Source organism: Pseudomonas sp. KBS0707 (assembly GCF_005937945.2).
Classification (GTDB): Bacteria; Pseudomonadota; Gammaproteobacteria; order Pseudomonadales; family Pseudomonadaceae; genus Aquipseudomonas; species Aquipseudomonas amygdali.
Genome location: NZ_CP041754.1, coordinates 4,727,514 through 4,745,724, shown reverse-complemented (window position 1 = coordinate 4,745,724; position 18,211 = coordinate 4,727,514). Strand labels below are relative to the sequence as shown.

At 50.5% G+C, this 18,211-nt stretch carries 15 protein-coding genes and 3 pseudogenes; 5 read left to right on the top strand and 13 right to left on the bottom strand.

Annotation, left to right across the window (positions count from 1 at the left end):
• Positions 1–20 precede the first annotated feature (20 nt).
• The 3 genes from FFH21_RS22580 to FFH21_RS22565 all read left to right on the top strand — a co-directional run bounded on the left by FFH21_RS22580 (position 21) and on the right by FFH21_RS22565 (position 3,442).
• A complete protein-coding gene (locus FFH21_RS22580; protein WP_004656703.1) occupies positions 21–455 on the top strand; it encodes a GNAT family N-acetyltransferase in 435 nt (144 codons plus the stop codon).
• A gap of 111 nt (positions 456–566) precedes the next feature.
• Entirely contained in the window at positions 567–1,826 is a 1,260-nt protein-coding gene (locus tag FFH21_RS22575) for an IS256-like element ISPsy17 family transposase (RefSeq protein WP_004666928.1), read from the top strand.
• Positions 1,827–2,056: 230 nt separating this feature from the next.
• Positions 2,057–3,442 carry a phage tail tape measure C-terminal domain-containing protein gene (locus tag FFH21_RS22565; RefSeq protein ID WP_011169468.1) on the top strand — a complete coding sequence of 462 codons (1,386 nt, stop codon included), beginning with the start codon at positions 2,057–2,059 and terminating at the stop codon, positions 3,440–3,442.
• 81 nt (positions 3,443–3,523) lie between these two features.
• On the opposite strand, the gene FFH21_RS22560 is transcribed toward FFH21_RS22565, so the two are convergent.
• From FFH21_RS22560 to FFH21_RS22545, 4 genes are all read right to left on the bottom strand, one after another.
• Positions 3,524–3,949, bottom strand: coding sequence for a DUF1493 family protein (locus tag FFH21_RS22560; protein WP_041924853.1), 426 nt, complete (start codon positions 3,947–3,949; stop codon positions 3,524–3,526).
• Positions 3,950–4,201: 252 nt separating this feature from the next.
• Positions 4,202–4,663, bottom strand: a complete 462-nt coding sequence (locus tag FFH21_RS22555; RefSeq protein ID WP_003364183.1) for a hypothetical protein — start codon at positions 4,661–4,663, stop codon at positions 4,202–4,204.
• Positions 4,641–5,030 (bottom strand): polymorphic toxin type 44 domain-containing protein, encoded by a 390-nt coding sequence (locus FFH21_RS22550; protein ID WP_032615126.1) that lies wholly within the window; start codon positions 5,028–5,030, stop codon positions 4,641–4,643. The genes FFH21_RS22555 and FFH21_RS22550 overlap by 23 nt, the downstream gene beginning before the upstream one ends.
• A gap of 29 nt (positions 5,031–5,059) precedes the next feature.
• Positions 5,060–5,560: a type VI secretion system tube protein Hcp gene (locus FFH21_RS22545; RefSeq protein WP_011169467.1), complete on the bottom strand. Its 501-nt coding sequence runs from the start codon at positions 5,558–5,560 to the stop codon at positions 5,060–5,062.
• Positions 5,561–6,009: 449 nt separating this feature from the next.
• On the opposite strand from FFH21_RS22545, the gene FFH21_RS22540 reads away from it, so the two are divergent.
• Entirely contained in the window at positions 6,010–7,059 is a 1,050-nt protein-coding gene (locus tag FFH21_RS22540) for a hypothetical protein (RefSeq protein WP_011169466.1), read from the top strand.
• Between the two features lie 655 nt (positions 7,060–7,714).
• On the opposite strand, the pseudogene FFH21_RS22535 reads toward FFH21_RS22540, so the two are convergent.
• The 6 genes and pseudogenes from FFH21_RS22535 to FFH21_RS22505 all read right to left on the bottom strand — a co-directional run.
• Positions 7,715–8,725: pseudogene (locus FFH21_RS22535) on the bottom strand (transposase); the annotation flags it as partial.
• A pseudogene (locus tag FFH21_RS22530) lies at positions 8,688–9,032 on the bottom strand (DUF927 domain-containing protein); the annotation flags it as partial. The pseudogenes FFH21_RS22535 and FFH21_RS22530, both read right to left, overlap by 38 nt.
• Before the next feature lie 162 nt (positions 9,033–9,194).
• Positions 9,195–9,458, bottom strand: a pseudogene (locus FFH21_RS22525) (tyrosine-type recombinase/integrase); the annotation flags it as partial.
• Entirely contained in the window at positions 9,433–9,777 is a 345-nt protein-coding gene (locus tag FFH21_RS22520; protein ID WP_041924629.1) for a hypothetical protein, read from the bottom strand. The pseudogene FFH21_RS22525 and the gene FFH21_RS22520, both read right to left, overlap by 26 nt.
• A 135-nt stretch (positions 9,778–9,912) precedes the next feature.
• Positions 9,913–10,548: a helix-turn-helix domain-containing protein gene (locus FFH21_RS22515; RefSeq protein ID WP_050772277.1), complete on the bottom strand. Its 636-nt coding sequence runs from the start codon at positions 10,546–10,548 to the stop codon at positions 9,913–9,915.
• Between the two features lie 611 nt (positions 10,549–11,159).
• Positions 11,160–11,729: a recombinase family protein gene (locus tag FFH21_RS22505; RefSeq protein WP_011169464.1), complete on the bottom strand. Its 570-nt coding sequence runs from the start codon at positions 11,727–11,729 to the stop codon at positions 11,160–11,162.
• Between the two features lie 245 nt (positions 11,730–11,974).
• Between FFH21_RS22505 and FFH21_RS22500 the strand changes: the two genes are divergently transcribed.
• Positions 11,975–12,886, top strand: a complete 912-nt coding sequence (locus FFH21_RS22500) for a hypothetical protein (RefSeq protein ID WP_230383633.1) — start codon at positions 11,975–11,977, stop codon at positions 12,884–12,886.
• 52 nt (positions 12,887–12,938) lie between these two features.
• Here the strand turns inward: FFH21_RS22500 and FFH21_RS22495 are convergent, their stop codons facing one another.
• Genes FFH21_RS22495 through FFH21_RS22485 form a run of 3 tightly spaced genes read right to left on the bottom strand, consistent with a single transcriptional unit; the run spans position 12,939 to position 18,161 of the window.
• Complete coding sequence (locus tag FFH21_RS22495) at positions 12,939–14,477, bottom strand: DNA polymerase (RefSeq protein WP_054073222.1); 1,539 nt, start codon at positions 14,475–14,477, stop codon at positions 12,939–12,941.
• Positions 14,470–16,287, bottom strand: a complete 1,818-nt coding sequence (locus FFH21_RS22490; protein WP_011169461.1) for an RNA-directed DNA polymerase — start codon at positions 16,285–16,287, stop codon at positions 14,470–14,472. The genes FFH21_RS22495 and FFH21_RS22490 overlap by 8 nt, the downstream gene beginning before the upstream one ends.
• A 56-nt stretch (positions 16,288–16,343) precedes the next feature.
• Positions 16,344–18,161 (bottom strand): site-specific integrase, encoded by a 1,818-nt coding sequence (locus FFH21_RS22485; RefSeq protein WP_011169460.1) that lies wholly within the window; start codon positions 18,159–18,161, stop codon positions 16,344–16,346.
• Positions 18,162–18,211: the final 50 nt, after the last annotated feature.

The following is an 18,211-nucleotide window of genomic DNA, read 5'->3' as shown; positions in this document are numbered from 1 at the left end:
TAACAGGCCGGGCATAGCCAGTGATCACGATTCGCAGCATGACAATCAAGGATTACGAATCGGTCATCGAACTGATGCGCAATACACCGGGCATCTCTCTGCGCGATGCCGATTCGCATGAATCGACGGCACGCTACCTCGACAGAAACCCCGATATGAGCTTCGTCGCCGAGGCGGAGGGGGCTGTGTGCGGCTGTGTCATGTGTGGGCATGACGGCCGCCGGGGTTATCTACAACATTTGATTGTGCTGCCGGAGTATCGTCGACAGGGGATAGCTCACGAGTTGGTCGAGCGCTGCCTTCAGCGTCTGGAAGCGCTGGGAATTTATAAGTGTCATCTGGATGTGCTGAAGGTTAATGAGGCAGCTGGCCGATATTGGTCGGGGCAGGGGTGGACATTGCGAGAAGATATTGACCGCTATTCGATGGTTCGGCAGGGCGGCGAGAATGCTTGAGAGGACCGAGCGCTATGCATGGGTATTAACCGATTTCACCCCTTGGTTCTGCTTTTCCGAGACTGTCAGAAATTTTGTGTTCGGGCATAACATGTAGCTAGAGGTGCATGTATGCCGACCAAAAAGAAGTCCGCCAATGCAACAGCGAGGGAGTTGCCCTCGATTCCCCAAGAGCTGATCGAGCAGTTTGTTAAAGGCCCGATGAGCGCCGAAGCCATTCAAGACGCGTCCATGGCGTTCAAGAAGGCTCTGATCGAGCGTGCGCTAGGCGCCGAGCTGGGTCACCACCTTGGTTATCCTCAGGGCGCGGAGCGCCCTGAGGAGTCGACCAATCAGCGCAATGGCAAAAGCAGCAAGACGGTTCTGACCGACGACGGGCCGCTTCGCCTGGATATCCCCAGAGACCGCGATGGTAGCTTCGCCCCGATCCTGATTCCCAAGCACGAACGACGTTTTACAGGCTTCGACGACAAGATAATTGCCATGTACGCCCGGGGCATGACGGTGCGTGAGATCCGCGCTTTTCTATCTGAGCAGTATGGAACTGACGTGTCCCATGACTTCATCAGCTCAGTCACCGATGCGGTCATGGAAGAGGTGGGCGCTTGGCAGCAACGACCCTTGGAACCGATGTATCCGGTGATCTTCTTCGATGCGTTACGGGTCAAAATCCGGGACGAGGGGTTAGTGTGCAACAAGGCTATTTATCTGGCGCTGGGGGTATTACCTGATGGCACGCGCGACATTCTGGGTATATGGATCGAGAGCACCGAGGGTGCCAAGTTTTGGATGAAGGTGTTCAACGACCTCAAGACTCGTGGCGTTGAAGATGTTCTGATCGCCGTCACGGATGGCCTCAAAGGAATACCGGAGGCGTTGGGGGCGGTTTTTCCTGCCACGACGCTGCAAACCTGCATCGTGCATCTGATCCGCAACAGCTTGGACTATGCCGCTTGGGATAAACGTCGGGCACTGGCCAAAGCACTCAAGCCGATCTACCAGGCGATCAATGCCGATGTGGCTGAGCAAGAGCTTAACGCCTTTGAAGCGGGCCCCTGGGGCAAGCAGTATCCGACTGTAGTTGCTGCATGGCGTCGCGCCTGGGATCGGGTTATACCGTTTTTTGTTTTTCCGGCGGGCATTCGCAAAGTGGTTTACACGACCAATGCCATCGAGAGCATCAATGCCCAGTTACGCAAGATCATCAAGACTCGAGGGCACTTCCCGACCGATGAGGCTGCGACGAAACTGATATGGCTTGGGTTGCGCAACATCACCGCCAACTGGGGTCATGCGGCACACGACTGGAAAGTGGCAATGAATCAATTTGCGATCCTGTACGGAGACCGATTTACCAGACCGAGCTGGTAAAACAAGGGCCTGCCTGACGGCAGGCCCTAACCAGCCCGAACACAAAAAAACTGATACTCCCGTCCACGCGCGTTCTTGAGGACAAACTCAAGCTTCTGATAAAGGCACGTGACGCGTCCGCAGAGCAGTCCAAGGAAGAAGGCCGTCAGGCGCAGATTCGCGCTAAAGGCAACGAAGCATTTGCCCAGTTCCAGAAGGACCAGGAAGCCAACTGGTCTAAAACCAAAAAGATGAACGATGCGCTTGAAAAAGCGCAAGTGCGTATCACCGCAGCCAGGGCAGGCGGACACAAAATTACTGCCGAAGAGGAAGAAGCGACCTATAAGTCGATTCGCGATAACTCGGCCTACAAGGAAGCTGATCCGAAGCCCTACCGGGAGGACGCCGGCACGAAGATGCTGGATCAGGCCCGGCAGCAATACGCGGTCCTGCAAGAGCAGTCGAAACTGATCGGTGCTCAGGTCGGTGAGCAGCAGAAGCTGGGCGCGGCCTCGCAGGACTTGATCCAGTGGGAACAGCAGCTAGCTGACATAAAGGGCAAGAAGACGCTTACTGCGGATCAGCAATCGCTGCTCGCAGTGGCCGACCAGATCACAGCACAGAAGAAATTGAGCGCAGATCTGGAGGTGCAGAACGCGCTGCGCACTAAGCGCCTTGAGCAAGAGCAGAAGCTGGCAGCGTTCGCAATGTCGGTCAGCGACTCGTTGGCGCAGAACCAGCAGCGGCTCAGTAACGATGTTGCCGGTATCGGCATGGGCGACAAGCAAGCCGACCGCCTTCAAGAAGACCTCAGAATCCGGCAGGACTACGCAAAGCAGATTGAAAAGCTGCGGCGCGATCAGCAGAACAACGGCACATCTAAGCAGCTTCTTGATGATGAAACAGGCCTGCTCCAGAAGGCGCTGGAAACCAGGCTGCAGCAGCAGGCGGACTACTACGCAAAAGTAGACGAGGCCCAGCAAAACTGGAATTTAGGGGCTAGCGCCGCGCTTCAAAATTATGTGAACGACGCGCAAAACTATTCAGCCCAGGCTGCCGACTTCGTATCCGGCTCATTGAATGATGCGACAAATGGCCTTGGCGGCGCGCTACCGGCTGGCGTGAACGCTGTGGTCGGGTCGGTGCTGGCGGACGGCTACAAGGCCGTTGGCTCTGGCCTGACCGGCATAACGACTCGCTGGTACAAGGAACCTGCCGCCTATGGTGAGGCGCAGTGCATCGAGCTGCGTGGAAGCATGGCGGCGGCGGGCGGCTACATCTACATGCAACCCACGGCCAACGTGGTACAGACCAACCTGGCGGCCGGTGACGTTATCGAAATGTTGTCGGCGGTGGAAATTATGGGTTCGTCGCGCGGCATACTGGCCTGGGAGGCTGAGTTGACCATCACCAAGACGGTCAATGGCACATCGTCCACGTTCTACTATCGGTCGATGGACAAGTACCAAGAGCCGTTCACTATGCCGGCCAGCTTTTCCGGGGAGCTGGAAACGCAGCGCGGCACGATTGACCTGACTGAAACCGTAATCACCTCGCGCATGGGCTTGTACCTGGCTGCAGGCGTGCCGCAGGAATCGACGGTCAAGGCCGCGCAGTTCGGGATTCGCAAGGTTTAAATATTTATGCCGAGGATGAGGTGCGCTTTTGAACGAGCTCAGTCACTTGGGTTTCTGCTAAGCTATCCTCTAATATAAATATTACCTGGTGTTTATGCTAAAACCCTCAATAGGGATTTCTTCGGTTCGATTGTAAATTGGCAAAGTGCTAAAGTTGGTCTTTTCAAGAGTTTCGAAGTTCCATGCCTTGGTTTGGGCTGCGTTATACAACATGCCCAACGTCATTGCCGTCTTTGCGCGCCGATCTTTAGATCTGAAGAATACGAAAATGTCAGTCCCTTCTGGCTTGAAGTAACGGTAGTGGTCGTAGTCGCCGGATTCAACACCAAAGTGTTCGAAAAAATCCTCCATAAAGTCACTGGCGTCGTCACCATCAAGCCCTAGCTCCCAACTGACTCTAGTAGCGAGGCTGAGAGTCTCGAATGCCTTTCGGCTAAATCCAACATAAAAGTAGATTCTCTCTACAAGATAATCAACTACTTCATAGTTTAGATCGCTTCTATCCATTTTTAAAAAAACCTGATCTTGTTCATCTGCGATAGAATTGTAGGTGTTCACGGTTATGTGTTTTATCTTGCCAATTTTTATGTGTTGTAGGATCATGCGATGACTAGTGTTGCCTGTATATCGTGGTTCCTAGGCGCTGGTGTATTTCGGAACTTAACAATCAAAGTCGCTCCGCCCGGTCTAGAAGGTTTAACTGATAAGGCCGGGCAACAATTATCAATACAGTCAGCTCTAAAGGGGAAGTCTTATTTGTCAGTCCCTTGGAGTGGTATCTTCTTGAGTTAGCGTAATCCTGTAACTTCTAAGGTCGTCGCCTTCAGTGACATACTCCTTGCTAAAGTAACGGTAGACAGCGCCCTTTACCGTAATTCCTACGCCATTGGGTGTGTCATGGATTGCGACGTTTTCTAAAGAACTATCCGTGATCAGAAATTCGCTTTCCTTATTAAGTTTATGCAGTACTTCTGAATCATCGCCTTCAAGCGGTTTGCTGATAAAAAAGCGTAGTGTGTCCACGTCAGTAGCCATGGCGCCGTAACGTGTAATATACAGCCAATCACCCTGAGGAAGCGCCCGCTTCAACACTACTTCATCCGCGTCACTACCGAAATCAAAAAGGTCGCCAAGAAATGCCTTCGCTATTAAAAAGACTACAAGTATCCAAAACGAATTCTTGTAAGTAAATCTAAAGTTAGTATCCTTTGGATTTTGCATACAAGATCCCCATTTTTATCCATTTCTGATCTTTGGGGTCATCCCCGTATGGAGGCAGCCAGAACCAATGGCCCCACTTATGCTTTCGTGTTTTGGCTTCTCCTTGTGCGAACCCAGCGGCTCTCAGTAGAAGCTGCTCAGTTAATTGGCCGGCTGTCCCCACAGCGCCGTAATGAAAATTGCCGAAGTCCTCCCACTCAGGATGTTTCTGCTTGTAGTCCCACGGGCCCTTGTTACGGACTTTGTAGTAAAACCAACTCATGAAAGCACCCGTGCTAGGATCTTTTTTCCACTGATCGTTCGCGAGCTTCATGTGGACGTCTACATTGACTCCGGGAGGAATGACTGCTGGTATTTCGTAATTCATCGCCTGTCCCTGCGAAATCTAATGGGTGGTTATGAAAATATCTTGTTGCTGATAGCATCCCAGCCGCCAGCAATTTGTCCAGCGCTTTGCCCTGTTTTTCGACTTTGCTTGGAGTAAATAAGTTGAATCCTTCCATAGTTCAGAGCGATAAGTTCGCTTGGGAAGCTGTTGTCTTGGTCGCCATTGCCCGTTAATGAAAAAGAACTGATAATAACTTCTTCAAGTTTTATCTCCAGGTATTTGACTTTTGGATCGCCTGCACGGAAAAGATGCACAGATACCTGCTTGAAGTGCTTACCACTGCAGCAAGCCTCATGAAGCTTTGGGGTAGCATTATCAACAGCCTTACGAACGAGCATGTCGCTCATGTAAGCCCTGCCCGAGGTTGCGCCGCCGGCTGACGTGGAGGTGGCTGAGGCCGTCTGACTAGCCGAAAGGTCGAAGTCTTGCAGCTCGATCCAGTTTTCATAGCCTTCTGATAGGGTCTCGCCGGGAATTCCTTCGATCTGCAGATATGCGTCTAATGACATTTTCAATTCCTTTTAATGCGATCCTGAGCTTTTGATAATACACGGAAGCATTTTTGATGTGAATCGCTCAGTCGGTGGGGCAGGGCGCGCATTGTGCAGAGAGGCTGGACAAAAAATTGTAGGTAGAAAACCAGGCCCGCCGCCAGCCCTTGTGGGCAGTCAAGGCTGTCATAAAGCTGGCATTACTGAGCCAATACGGCCCAAAAAGGCACAAAAAAAGCACTTGCGATAAACGCTAAGTGCTTGATTTGTAACGCTTGTTTGGTGGCCGGGGTCATTTGAACTGATATCTAAAGCCCCCATATTTGTTGGTTGGTATTTAGGTCGTGGCTATTGGGGATACAAGTAGGGATACACGTTGACCCTTGCTGCCCAATTTTTCAGCTTAACTGTTTTTGGCCAAGGGCTGCTTTTTGCTGCCCTTGGCCATCTAAAACAGGAGGAGCAACATGATTTTGTGGGGAGATTCAAAAAGAGATCACGACCTTATCTTGGCCGTTTGGCCACGCTTTGATCCCTACTACGACCGCTGGTGGATGCAGGAGCTTGCGTACAGTGAGGGAGCTGCGCCAGGGTGGCGGGCAAGGAGGGTAGCGACCGAGAAGGGGCGCGTACGCGCTGACATCTATGAAGATGAAACCACTGCGACTCAAGCTGCGGAGCTTTTGAACATCGAGCTCCTTGGCAAGATTGAAGTCATTGTTGATCCAGATGTACGGCAATCGCTACGGCTCCGAGCAGTGAAGTCAGTCCAGGCTAAGCAACGCTTAGCCAACGAAGAGAAACTGATGCTGGCTGAGGCGCAACGCCGCTCCGCTACTCTGCCTCGGGTATCTCGTGATCAATTAGTCATACACCCTAGTGCTGAGCTGTTTAGAGAACCTCTATTTCAACGACTCCAAGAAATGCCCTATCTAAGGTTGTGCCAGGTTGCACCACGCGTCTTTATGGGGCGTTCAGGAGACAATCCTTGGTCAATCGCATTCAATGGTTCTAAGAAGGGGCCAGAGCTTGCGCAGCGTGCTCAGATTGCTAACGGTTTTGGTTTTGGATACAGAGACCACTGGGGAAAGGTTAAGGCTCAGATAAGGAAGATGCTGTTACCTCGGGCAAATCAGCTGCTGCAACTGGCAAGCGTAAAACGCCTATTGGACGACGCGCTCAGGGTGGGCGATAGAATGCTTGTCTGTAATGGCATCGTTTTCTGGTACGAGCCCGACGGTGATGTCGGATGGCAAGTCAAGCAGACCACTACTTTAGATAGTACGGATGGTGAGGCGATCTGGCGTGAGGGGACGATATTGTCCACTAACCATGGGCGGCTTGTAGTTTTGCCCTATATCAAAGAAAACGGCGAATACGTCAAAGGCCACACTAAGAACGCGCCCGGAGACGGCCCCGCGATTCCTAGACACGCCAAAGACTTTGTCGAAATTCCCTTCAAAAGCCTGAAGGACGATCTCATGATTGGATTGTTCGGCGAGCTCCCTTACGAGTAGCTGGGCACCTGGCATTCCCTCATTTACGCGGGATGTGAAACCCGCGTGGATTTGGCAACTGCTGATCGGTTGACGTTGGTTGACAGGTTGAGGGCATCAGATCAGTAGCTAAAGGAATGAAGATGTGGGTTCACCACCCGATTGGGTGAGTTCACCGGGTTCACCAGTTCACTAAGCTGTGAAAGCGTCGGCTACTCAAGAGGCGCGGGTTCCCTGCCCCGTATGCATCAGAAGTCCTCAGGGTCCCCCGGCTTATGCCGGATTCCATTCGCTGATGGGGCTCACTTCATAGGGGGGCGGGGGCAGACCTTCAAATGCGGTGTAACTGGTGTTTCAAGTGTAGCGATCATGCTTAAGTATATGAAATATAAGGATAAAATAGTTGTAACACTTCGCCGCGAGTTTCTGTGTATGTGATGTAACAATACAGAACTGTGTAACGCAGCCGTTGCCTCTGTGCCGTAAGGGTAACCGTGTACGATGGCCGCTAGCGGCCGATTCTGTTGAAAAAGTCGGAATTTCAGGCTGGAAGAAGGCGACGTTGGCCTTCGTTTCAGAACCTGGTCACCACGTTGCGTGGCTTTCCAGTTCTGCGTTGACCGTTGCAGCTTGGTTAATAGGTTAATTTGAGGGTTTTTGCTGGCTCCGGGCGCACCTATCCCGTAGTCGGTGGCCCTTGAGAGGTCAGTTTCGCCAGTCGTCTTAGATTCTGTACCGCAGCCGCCAAGGTGAATTCGTCGTTCGCACCGGTCATTCCTCGTAGCCTTAATCGATCCAGTTTCAGGATTCGTTTGAGATGAGCGAACAACATTTCGACCTTTTTGCGCTCATGGCGAGAGCACACGTATTGCGGTGTTGCGGCAATTCGCCGAGCAACATTGCGTGCCGCCTCATGGACGCTACGGGCGATTTTTCGGAACGAGGTGTTTGGACAGCAGCGCTCTTTCATTGAGCATTTAGAGCAGTCTGTTTGCCTGGATCGAAAGATGATGGTGTCGGCTTTAGTGACATGTGAGCGCTGGTTCTTGAAGGCCCGCCACTCGCTGCGCAGGGCGTGCCCCGTGGGGCAACGATATTCCTGCGCTTCTTCACTCCATTGAAAATCACTGATCGAGAGACTCTCGTTCTTACGCTCGGTTTTGTCCCAAACCGGCACATGCGGCTCGATGTCTTTTTCGTTCACCATCCAGGCCAGCATCGGTGCGGTTCCGTAAGCGGTATCGCCGATGAGCCGATCCGGCTTGATGTCGAACTGTTCTTCGACCCGCTCGATCATGGTCTTGGTGCTCTCGACCTCGGCGGTTCGATGCGCTGGGGTCGGTTCCACATCCATGATCACGCCATGCTCGACATCAATCAGATAGTTCGTCGAGTAGGCGAAAAACGCCGGGCCTCCTGGCGCTGCGGTCCAACGAGGAAGTGGATCAGTCACTGACAGGCGCTTAGGCAGTGCTTCGCCTAACGCTTCTTCATCCAGCGCTTCAAGGTACTCACGCACGGCGCGAGTACTCAGCGCCGGATCGCGCCAGTTGATTTCGTCATCGCCAGGTACGCCACGTTGCCGACTGGCATCTGCCTTGATGACGCTGGCGTCGACCGCAAACCCTTCGCCCTTGACCAGACCTGCGTCCATGCAGCGACGCAGCACCTCGTTGAACAGCCACCTGCAGGTGTGTGGTCTTGCCGCCGGAGCTGTCACCGTACAAGTGAAAGCCGCCTGACTCATGACCCAGCATGTGCAGCAGCGGGCCAGCCAAGGCCACGCCGACCACAAACGCCAGACGATGGTTGCCCACGCACAATGCGCCGATCTGCTCTTGCCATTGCTCAAGCGTGCCCGCTTCGCTGATCGGCGGTAGCTGAGATCCGGCTTCATAGAAGTGCAGATGTTCGCTGTGCGCGCCGACCTGTTGTTCCGGCAGGAGAAAGGCGCTGTCGTGCCAGCCCAATCGAGTGACCAATCGAGCCCGCTGGGGCAGTGTTGTTACACGATTGAGCCTCGTAACACGTCGCACTGTGTCGCCCACGTCGTCGTGTAACTTCAAATAATTCATTTATATTCAATGGGTTATAAGTTTTCGTTACACCCGTAACACGAGTAACACCTCTTTTGGAGGGGGTATGAAAAAGGAGTCTCATACGGCCTTTCCAAAGTGGCCGTGCACAACATTTCCATGCTCAAGCTCATCGAGGTAATCGGCGTACCATTGCATCATTGACGTCCGTTGCTTGAGATAAATCGCCTTGTTGTAAACACCGGCAACTCCATCTTTGACGTGTGAAAGCTGAGCTTCTACGTGATTTTCCTCAAAACCGTTCTCGTTCAGCGTCGTACTTGCGATGTGACGGAAACCGTGGCCTGTTTGTCTGCCTTCATACCCTAGCCTCCTTTTCGCCACCGGGGTCGCGCTGTAGCACGTATGAGGGCTCGCCCGCGAACAACCCCGTTTCTATAGCCAGTAACGATTCAGGCGAGCTATGAGCCGCCGTACGAGACTTGGCAGTCAGATTTACAGAATGCTGTGCTAGCAGTTCATCAAGGTCCGAAAAGTCTTGGTTCGCTTCGTCTTGCTCAAACTCGTTGTCTTGAAGAAGCCCCGCGAACCCCGCCTGCTGTAAAACGGCTTCCGCATTACGTTGAGCGAAGCTTCCTGTCAGTCGTTTCAGGATGTCATTAACTTCGCCTTCCTTAAATGGACTTTTTTGATGGGCGGTCATGGCGCTCTCTCTTTGCCCGTCAACAGGGTCAGATTTTCATTTTTGAGGTCCCCTCATTGTCGCCAAGGGGTTCGGCTCTTACACGTTGATCTAAGGGTTTGACAACTGCCCGGTCACAGTCAGGTCAACTTACGATCAGCTCTCTTCGATGATGTCGTCGTCGAGTTCAGGTTTATTCAATAGCCCGAGCTTGTGTTGCCGCCAGATCTCATTTTGGATCTCATCATCATTGAGCTCGCCATTCATCTCGGCGTCATACCTGCGTTGTTCCGCCCGCATGTCCAGAACGTCCTGCTCCGTCATCACATGAATGATCAGCTCTGGTAGTTCGTCCGTCTCTAGTGCTTGCCCGAGCTTCTCAAGCGGAAGGGCTTTTCTTCCGACTTCCTGAGTTAACCGAAGAGTGGTGGCGCATGCGGCAAGCGCTCGACAAGCTAGCGGCGCGTTGGCAGTGGAAGTATCCAGCGACTCTATGGCCTCTGTGAGTCTCAAGCGGATCAAATCCAATGCTGATAGCTCACCTGCTGCTAGTGAAGCTGCCACGAGCTGTACGCTCTCCAAGCCAAACACTGAGTTGATGAGTTCTTCCCGCGCCTTGGCAATCAGTGCTTGAGTCGTTGCACCAACAACTGCGGGATGTCTCTTCAAAAGCCTCTGAGTTGTGCTCACGCTGATTTCTAGCTGGGCAGCGATGGCGGGCAATGAATATCCCGCCTCTCTGAGAACGACGGCTTGAACGGCTTGGTCGGGAGTCTTTTTTTTGCCCGCCATTGCTCAATCCTCCTCAATTGTGGGGAGGGTGCTTGGTCGTAGCGGCAAACCTGCGCATGCAAGGAGTTCATTCTCGAGACGATGCCAGTTGCTTAGTACGGTGACTCGCTGAAAACCTGAAAGACGAGCGATTTCACCCGGTTGAAAAGGGGCAAGGTCACAAAGGGAGCGGCTGCTGGCGCTGAGCGATTTTAATGTCGCATCCAATATCGACTGTCTGATGCTACGACGACGGGTGATGCCTGCGGCTGGCTGGCTCCTGCACCGTCTCTTTGAAGCGATGCCGTTGGACCGGCAGAGGTGATACGCAAAGTCCTTGGTCCAGAAATGACCATCAGGGCGGGGCGATACTTGATTCAGATATGTGGAGAGGCTGCTGTACGAGTTAAGTGGGTTAGCTAAAAAATCACGTGCTTGGCTTTCTAGGCTGATTGGCATTTGCTTTATTCCGGGTGAGTTTGTGGGTACATCGGTTCATGACGTGTTCTCGCTGTTTGATGGTTTTGGTTAATGGGCTAGTGGAAGCAGCCAGGCAGTAATCTACCGCCTTAGCATGTCTCGCGTCTATAGATAAAACTTGACGTGATCTTAATTTTGTGTACAAGCGTTTATTATGTTTTATTCCAGTGGCGTTTAACAGTCGCGATGCCTAAGCCGGTTTTGGCTGCCACTTGCGATTGGGTGAACATCTGCGCTTTCAGCTCCTGGACGGCCGAGGTAGTTTGGGCTGCCTCTGGACGCCCTAGCTTCTTGCCCTCGGCCTTTGCGCGCTGGAGGCCTGCTTGGGTACGTTCGATCAATAGGTCGCGCTCAAACTCCGCTACTGCTCCTAGCACCTGCATAGTCATCTTGCCTGCCGGAGAGGTGAGGTCGACGCCTCCCAGTGCTAAGCAATGTACTCGAATCCCTGACTTCTCAAGACGTTCGATGGTGAGACGGACGTCCATTGCGTTACGACCAAGTCGGTCCAGCTTGCTCACCACCAAAACATCTCCATTCTCCATTTTCTGAAGCAGTTGGCCGAACCCTGGTCGCTCAGAGGCGGCGACAGATCCGCTGATGGTTTCGGTGACGATGCGGTGAGGCTCGATGGCAAAGCCTGCCGCATTGATCTCATGAACATGATTCAGTGTGGTTTGATCGGTGGTACTTACGCGGCAGTATGCGAACGGGCGGCTCATCTTGGTTACCTGGTATCGTTTAACATTCTGGTATCATACTTCGGTTGGTATCAAAAGCAAGGCTATTTTTATGATACTGATCATGGGGGAGTTTTGCTGGTATCGAAAAACGGTCGTTTAATGATGCTGCGATGTGCTGAATAAATTCGAGCGATGCCCTACGAAGCAGGTAATGGCACAGCGCTACCGTTCGCGGTGAAACCCGTATAGGATTCGTGAATTGTTGGCGTCCCACGAAGGAATGTATGTCGCAGATATCAATCCCGCACGTTGCCTATTTTCCGCTAGAAATCCAGCCGCCGAAAATCGACCCTCACGTTCTGAGTGGCGCTCTACGTATCCCCCCAGAGCTCTATGTCGATGCTGAGCATCATGGGGCTGTGTATTGCCCTGACTGCGGAGTCATGTGCAGCAGAATGCCTAGGCTGCTAGCCAAGCGGAAAGACAACGTTGATGCATTCTTCTTTCATATGCCGGGTTACGACGACGTTCCTTGCCCACATAGGAAGAGTGCCGCAGGTGGCGGCGACGATGGTGCCGGTAAGGAGAGAAAAGCGGTCAACTTAGTAACCTTCGCAGGATGGAAAAGCCTAGATGACGATGAGTTGCCAGAGGATGAGGACGAAATCGAAAAGTCTTCGAAAAGCAAAAGTGTTGTACAGAGAGGTTCCGCCCGAGGTGGAAGCGGCTTTGAGCTTGTGTACAACGAAAACGGGACTTTGCTGAATGCTGGTGAGTTTCGGACTGTAAAGCGACTAGTTTATCTTGCTCAGAAATCTCTGGAAATTTCAGTGCAGTTTGAAGGCGAGGATGCTATCAAACTGCGTGACCTTATTGTCCCCATCGAACGTATCCAAAAGAATCCCTCCAGATACATAGGTAAAAGCTTTCTCCTATTTGGGCAGCCGATCACAATTAAGGTCGGTACTCATCGGGTTTTTTTCAATTTCCCATCATCGGATCATAGCTTAAGCGGCCACTGCGCCCCAGCCATCTTTGAAAAGCGTCAATGGAAAACATTTGAGCGGGGGCATTATTATATTTTCTATGGGGTAATTGAAGGGACTGAAACAAAAACCAGTGTCCGGATACTTGAGCCTGGCCAAATTGACCGCCTACCTTCTTCAGCGCATGACTTATTTAGGTCGCTACGCTAGAAGATTGCCAGTAACGATAAGCTCACGACTGGTTGAATTAGTGCGGTCAAGGCTATCTGAAAGGGCTAAGCGAAGCTTTGCCGGTAATCTTGCCCTCAAAGTGTTCAGTCATAGTGCGGGCGAATACATCAGCTACCAATCGGGGGTCAAAATCATGTGAGTGTTCGAAGAGTATTGCATCATGCATAGGAACTTTTAAGCTTACGCCGGGCTCTTGACGAAGTTTAATCAAGGATTTTTTAAAAATCAGCGACGCTGTTCCTTGGACTAATTGACTGACAGCGGATCGTTTTTCTTTTTCAGTCAGGGGGCCTGCCCCGTCTCGTCTGAGATGGTTTCCTAAAGCCGTACCGATTCGCTGGTCCGTCTCAAATAATGCGTGCACGGAAATTTTCCATTTTTCGAATGTCTCGAATCTTTTGAAAAAGTCTTTAGTCAAGCGGCGGTCAGCGCCATAACCAAACGCTGCATCTATTAGATGTCGATTTTTCATGCCGTAGGCGTAGGAGAGAAAGAGTCGTTTGGCTTCTTTTCTCCGCTCTTCGTCCTGAAAGATACCGGACGCCACTTGCTTATATAGATCGCCATCTGCATACAGCGTTAGTAGAGTTTCGTCATTTGATAAAGCAGCCATGATTCCAGCTTCATACTGCTCATAATCTACATATGAAAAAACTTTACCATCATCTGGAATGAGGATGTTTCTATGGTGTTTTGCTAGGTTCTGTAGCGACGGGTCCTTGAAATATATCCTCGACGTAATTGAGCCAAAACAGTCGACTGTTGGAAATATTCGCTTTTGGCTTAGAGGAATGGCATTAAGCACATTTCTAGATTTTGCAATTTTTCGCAGGTTCAGTAGGTCAATTGCAAAGTTGTCATTCATCGGTACAAAATTCAGTACGTAATCAACATCTACACCTGAAAAATCGTACCCCAGTGGTTCGAGCCGATGGACGATATCATCATTCGATGGGAGCTCCAGGGGTAGGTTGTATTCTGCTGAAAACTTTTTTAATGCCATGTAGTAATCGAATTCGATGTTTTCTTTATGAACTCTTAGTCTCGCTGAATCGATGGCGATTCCCGCAGCTGCGGAGCTAATCAAGTATTCTGCTACAGGGCGTTCGATTTTAGTGAATCGCTCCCATTCGTTGTTTTCCTTAGCATCTGCTTCCAATTTCGATGACTGATTAAGCATAGCTTCCCCGATCGTTCGTAATACGTTCTCGTCAATTGGGGCTTTTTTGTTAAATATGTCAATGTAATGTTTAACAGTATCGCTGTCAGCGAAGTTTTGAAGAGCACCAGAAATATCTGTTTTTTCCCGCGATTCACGATCTCGCTTAACTCCGGACGAAGAAATTCTAAGCTCCTCAATGTCAGTCACGGTTATCGGAAGTTGCTGAGTGGAAGAGAATATTCTAGGAGCTATAAGCCAGTAGTCGTGGCAGATTATTTCTGCGGCCTCACCGACTAATTGCTGAGCAGTCACGCTCGTAAGCGTGTTATCCCCCCAAAGAAAAAGCTTATCTTCTCCTAGATCGGCATAGTCTCGAATAAATATAAGAACTTTCTTTGTTTCAGTCATAGGGGCTGATTTCTTCATGTAAGTCTAATGGGCTTCGCGGCTCCCTGTCGGCGAGAGGAAAACCGTTGTTGTAGTGTGATCTAGCGCGGTCGGCTGTTCCCTTAATCTTTATTGAGAGCTCTGGAATAAGTGGTTTGAGAACTTCTTTATCTAGATCGCTAGTTGCTAGCAAAAAATTGCGCTGATGATAATACGGCCAATTAGATTTGAATCTAGTAATCGTTGGAACTAATTTCGCGCTCTCATCTACGCACCTAAGGTATATAAATAACGCTGGAATCTCAGGCTGGAGAACATCTAGCTCTATTCTATCTAGCGCAAGTGATATGATCTTGTCGGTTTTATAACGTCTTTTCGCAAGCAGAAGCCATAGATGAAAGTTTTGCCAGGAATGAATGGATTTTTCGTAATCGCTTAGGTGTTGAGCGATCTGATCCAGGTCTTGCTCGTCTAACGCCAGTACTCCAAGTATTCGACAGTACTGATCAGTTGATGCAGCGTGTTCCTCAAGCGTTTCGATGAGTAGAATCTTGAGGTCGTTCGCTATGGCAGTGTGAATATCGAACAAGTTAGATTCGGCGAGTTGTATGAGTCTATTAACTGCAAATCGAAACTGTCTAGACTGGGTCTGTTTCTGATCTACACATTCCTTTAGCAGTTGATAGATGTATTTTGCGGAACGTGCGATTACTCTGCGGCTTCTAGAGCGCCACATGCTATCAATGGTTAAGGTGCGGTCATCTGATGTTGGGAAGTGTTCTGCGATTTCAGCTTCAGAGTTACTGCTTGTAAGTATTATTGTTTTGCCGGAGTTAATGTTCATCCCGACAGTTCGAAGTTGACTGATTAGTTCGGTCAAAACTTTTTTTGCTGCGCGAGGTGATGCGCAGATTATTCTGATGTCATCGACGTAGCGGTAATAGTCATGCCCTAGGTTAACCATAGTCTGGTCTACAGAGTTAAGCACGATGTTCGCGACAAAGGATGAAGCGTCCCTGTTTTGAGGGAGTCCGTGTAAATCGTTATAGCTCCATCTGGCTAATAGTTCACAAAGGGTCTGTATCGCATTTCGTATTAGCGATTTTTCTGGGCCGGTTGCATCAACTTTTTGAAGTAGGTTCTCGAAAGCATTTTTTATCGATGCTATCGATATGTTTTCAAAGTAATTTAGTAAGTCGGTGACTAACAGGCTCTGGTTGTTTTTCAATGCTGTTTTTGTAACGCCTTCAAATGTTTTCCAAAGGTCGATCCTGTTTTTAAATATGTATTTTTCAGATGTTCTGTTTTTATTATAGCGGTGGCCTAAAACCCTGTGGGAGAGTAAGGGGTCGAAGTATGGCATTAAATAGGAACAAATCGCTTGGTATATGAAACGGTCATAGAAATCTGTTTCAAGAGAATATCGAATGCCAAGTCCTTTTTTTGGTATATCGTAGATTTTCCTTTCGCACCCCAGATATCGTCCGTTATCCGTTGAGAGTAGTGTTCTTAACGTTTCATATAATGCTGGTTTGTTGTGAAATAAGTCGCGATGCTGGATCGCATCCACAAACCAATCGTCTCTCATGTCCTGGTTCAAATGCTGTAAAACAGCTTCTGTATTAATTGTGAACGCTAAAAGATCAGGATTTTCAGCTTTGGTTTCTTTTGTGATTTTTTGTGCTCGGCACTCCGCAACCAACTCTCGGAGTTTTCCGCGAACAGCTTTGTTGGTCGAAATAGCATCATTGTTTGTAATCGACGTTAGCAGAGACTCGATCTTCATTATTGCCGACTGAGCATCCTCTACAAGAGCGGCGTTGTCATCCATTTCACTTCTCCATAATGCTCGTCTGTAATAGAGGTCGGTCCACGTCTCTTCGTTGTCTAGAGCTCAGCAAGGCGGGGGTGCTTTCGACGATGAGCAGTGATGCTTTTAGTCAGAATGTTTGAAAAGCGTTTAACGAAAACATTCTGATAATTGTCGAGCTTCCGGATTGCTGTCGGTATTGGTAGTAGCTGTAACGCTGATAACTTATGCGCAACTGTAGCTCCCCCGTCATAGTGCTTTGCGCCAATAGTATCGGGGGTATGTCCAATTATTGCATCGATAATTGATTGGTCTATGTTTTTATCATCGCGCTTGGCGTTGCATAGATTTGTTTCAAGTGTATGCCGAAATGAGTAGAGGCTTTTCCCATCGAAAGGTTTATGGACGCCAATACTCACTAGATAACCTTTAGGTTTCTCATTGAAAAATTTACCTGCGCTCTTGGCCCATCCCTCCTTGTTATGGTCTGTATCGCCGCTTCGTGGAAGAAGGTATGTGAGGCCGTCCCCGAATAGCTTTTTTTGATCTGCTTGGCGCTGGCTACCCACGTAGTCAAGGAAGCCTAACTCGATCAGGCGGGGATGAATTGGCACCTGCCGGGCCTCACCTGTCTTTAGCCGCTTTGCTTCTGGAGCTTTAGCATCATCAGCGCAGAAGTCGAAGCAAGGATGCCCATCAATCACCTTGATATCGGCGGTGTCGAGCTGCGCTATCTCGTTGGTGCGGGCGCCTGTGAAGTAGCCTACCAGCGGCATCCAGAACCAATATGGATACGCTTTAGTTCGTTCTTTGGGCAGTGTACCTTGGTAGATAAAGCCAGAAAAAATAGCTTCGACATCTGCTGGTGAAAAAGGCACGCCCCCACGGTTGCTGTCATTCACCCTTTTCGACACTGGTTTTATGATTAATTCATCCACTCGAATCGATGTTAGATCTATGTGCTTAGCGTAGTTCTGGATCTGCTTCATCGATGCGATTAATGCAGCTACGCGTTCGTGACCTGTCATTTCCTTGAGGTCATGCGTCAGGATTTCACTGATCGGGGTGGGCGTTGGCCCTATAGCTGCTGTAGCCCCGCTCTTTGTCCTGCGTGCCGCGTCATATGCTGCTTGCCAGTCCTGTTTAGTCAGTTGGACCACAGGTTTATGCTGCGTAAGAACGGTCATTACGCGGGCGCGTCGCTCCCTCTCTTCCAGCGTACCCCCATGATGAGCTTGGCCACCTTTTGAGGAAATATCGGCCCGGTCGCGCTCAAGCTGGTGTTGCCATACATGGTAGAGAGTCCAGTCAGCCATAGCAGGATCATGGTTGGGCAGCACCTTAGGCACTTCTAAGGCTGTCTCTGCTCGTTTGCCTGGATTTAGCTTGCGTAGCACCACCTCATCCCGAAGCCTTGGCAGAATCGCCCGTAGCTCGGTTGGCATGTACGAGCGAGAGAGTTCCAGCAACTCCAGCGCCAGCGATTCTTGCTCGCTTGGGATTGGTCGGCCATAAGCGCCCGTCAACAAACGTTCGACTTCTCGACGTCTTTGTCTGGCCTCGATCTCTTCGTCCGAAAGGATCGGTTCAAGCGCCGTGGTAGCGCTTGTCGGACTGGAAAAGTCCGGCATTAGATCCAGGAGCTCGGTGTAGTCATCCTCTGAAAGGCCCAACTCGTCCCGTTCGATCACTCTCGTCACTCTGTCAAAGGCTGCCTGGTAACGAGCAGCATACTGCCGCGCACGTCGGCGAGCCCACCTTAGGCTATCTGTTTTGAGAGTTCGCCTGATTTCACGTCGTCCGCTAACGAGAAAGCGCAGGTGCTGAGGGATAACGATACGGAAGTAGAAGGTTCTGTGGCGGTTCAGGGTCAGGTAAGAAGGGTTGCGCTGCATGGTAGGCACCGGAAATGCCTCACCTGAATGTCACACCTCAGTGGCGCACT

What these genes read in the sequence shown, in the direction of transcription:
- FFH21_RS22490 (WP_011169461.1), bottom strand. Translation starts at nt 16,287, where the DNA reads ATGGATGACAACGCCGCTCTTGTAGAGGATGCTCAGTCGGCAATAATG.
- FFH21_RS22495 (WP_054073222.1), bottom strand. Translation starts at nt 14,477, where the DNA reads ATGACTGAAACAAAGAAAGTTCTTATATTTATTCGAGACTATGCCGAT.
- FFH21_RS22555 (WP_003364183.1), bottom strand. Translation starts at nt 4,663, where the DNA reads ATGCAAAATCCAAAGGATACTAACTTTAGATTTACTTACAAGAATTCG.
- FFH21_RS22560 (WP_041924853.1), bottom strand. Translation starts at nt 3,949, where the DNA reads ATGGATAGAAGCGATCTAAACTATGAAGTAGTTGATTATCTTGTAGAG.
- FFH21_RS22505 (WP_011169464.1), bottom strand. Translation starts at nt 11,729, where the DNA reads ATGAGCCGCCCGTTCGCATACTGCCGCGTAAGTACCACCGATCAAACC.
- FFH21_RS22520 (WP_041924629.1), bottom strand. Translation starts at nt 9,777, where the DNA reads ATGACCGCCCATCAAAAAAGTCCATTTAAGGAAGGCGAAGTTAATGAC.
- FFH21_RS22565 (WP_011169468.1), top strand. Translation starts at nt 2,057, where the DNA reads ATGAACGATGCGCTTGAAAAAGCGCAAGTGCGTATCACCGCAGCCAGG.
- FFH21_RS22485 (WP_011169460.1), bottom strand. Translation starts at nt 18,161, where the DNA reads ATGCAGCGCAACCCTTCTTACCTGACCCTGAACCGCCACAGAACCTTC.
- FFH21_RS22540 (WP_011169466.1), top strand. Translation starts at nt 6,010, where the DNA reads ATGATTTTGTGGGGAGATTCAAAAAGAGATCACGACCTTATCTTGGCC.
- FFH21_RS22575 (WP_004666928.1), top strand. Translation starts at nt 567, where the DNA reads ATGCCGACCAAAAAGAAGTCCGCCAATGCAACAGCGAGGGAGTTGCCC.
- FFH21_RS22550 (WP_032615126.1), bottom strand. Translation starts at nt 5,030, where the DNA reads ATGAATTACGAAATACCAGCAGTCATTCCTCCCGGAGTCAATGTAGAC.
- FFH21_RS22515 (WP_050772277.1), bottom strand. Translation starts at nt 10,548, where the DNA reads ATGGCGGGCAAAAAAAAGACTCCCGACCAAGCCGTTCAAGCCGTCGTT.
- FFH21_RS22545 (WP_011169467.1), bottom strand. Translation starts at nt 5,560, where the DNA reads ATGTCATTAGACGCATATCTGCAGATCGAAGGAATTCCCGGCGAGACC.
- FFH21_RS22500 (WP_230383633.1), top strand. Translation starts at nt 11,975, where the DNA reads ATGTCGCAGATATCAATCCCGCACGTTGCCTATTTTCCGCTAGAAATC.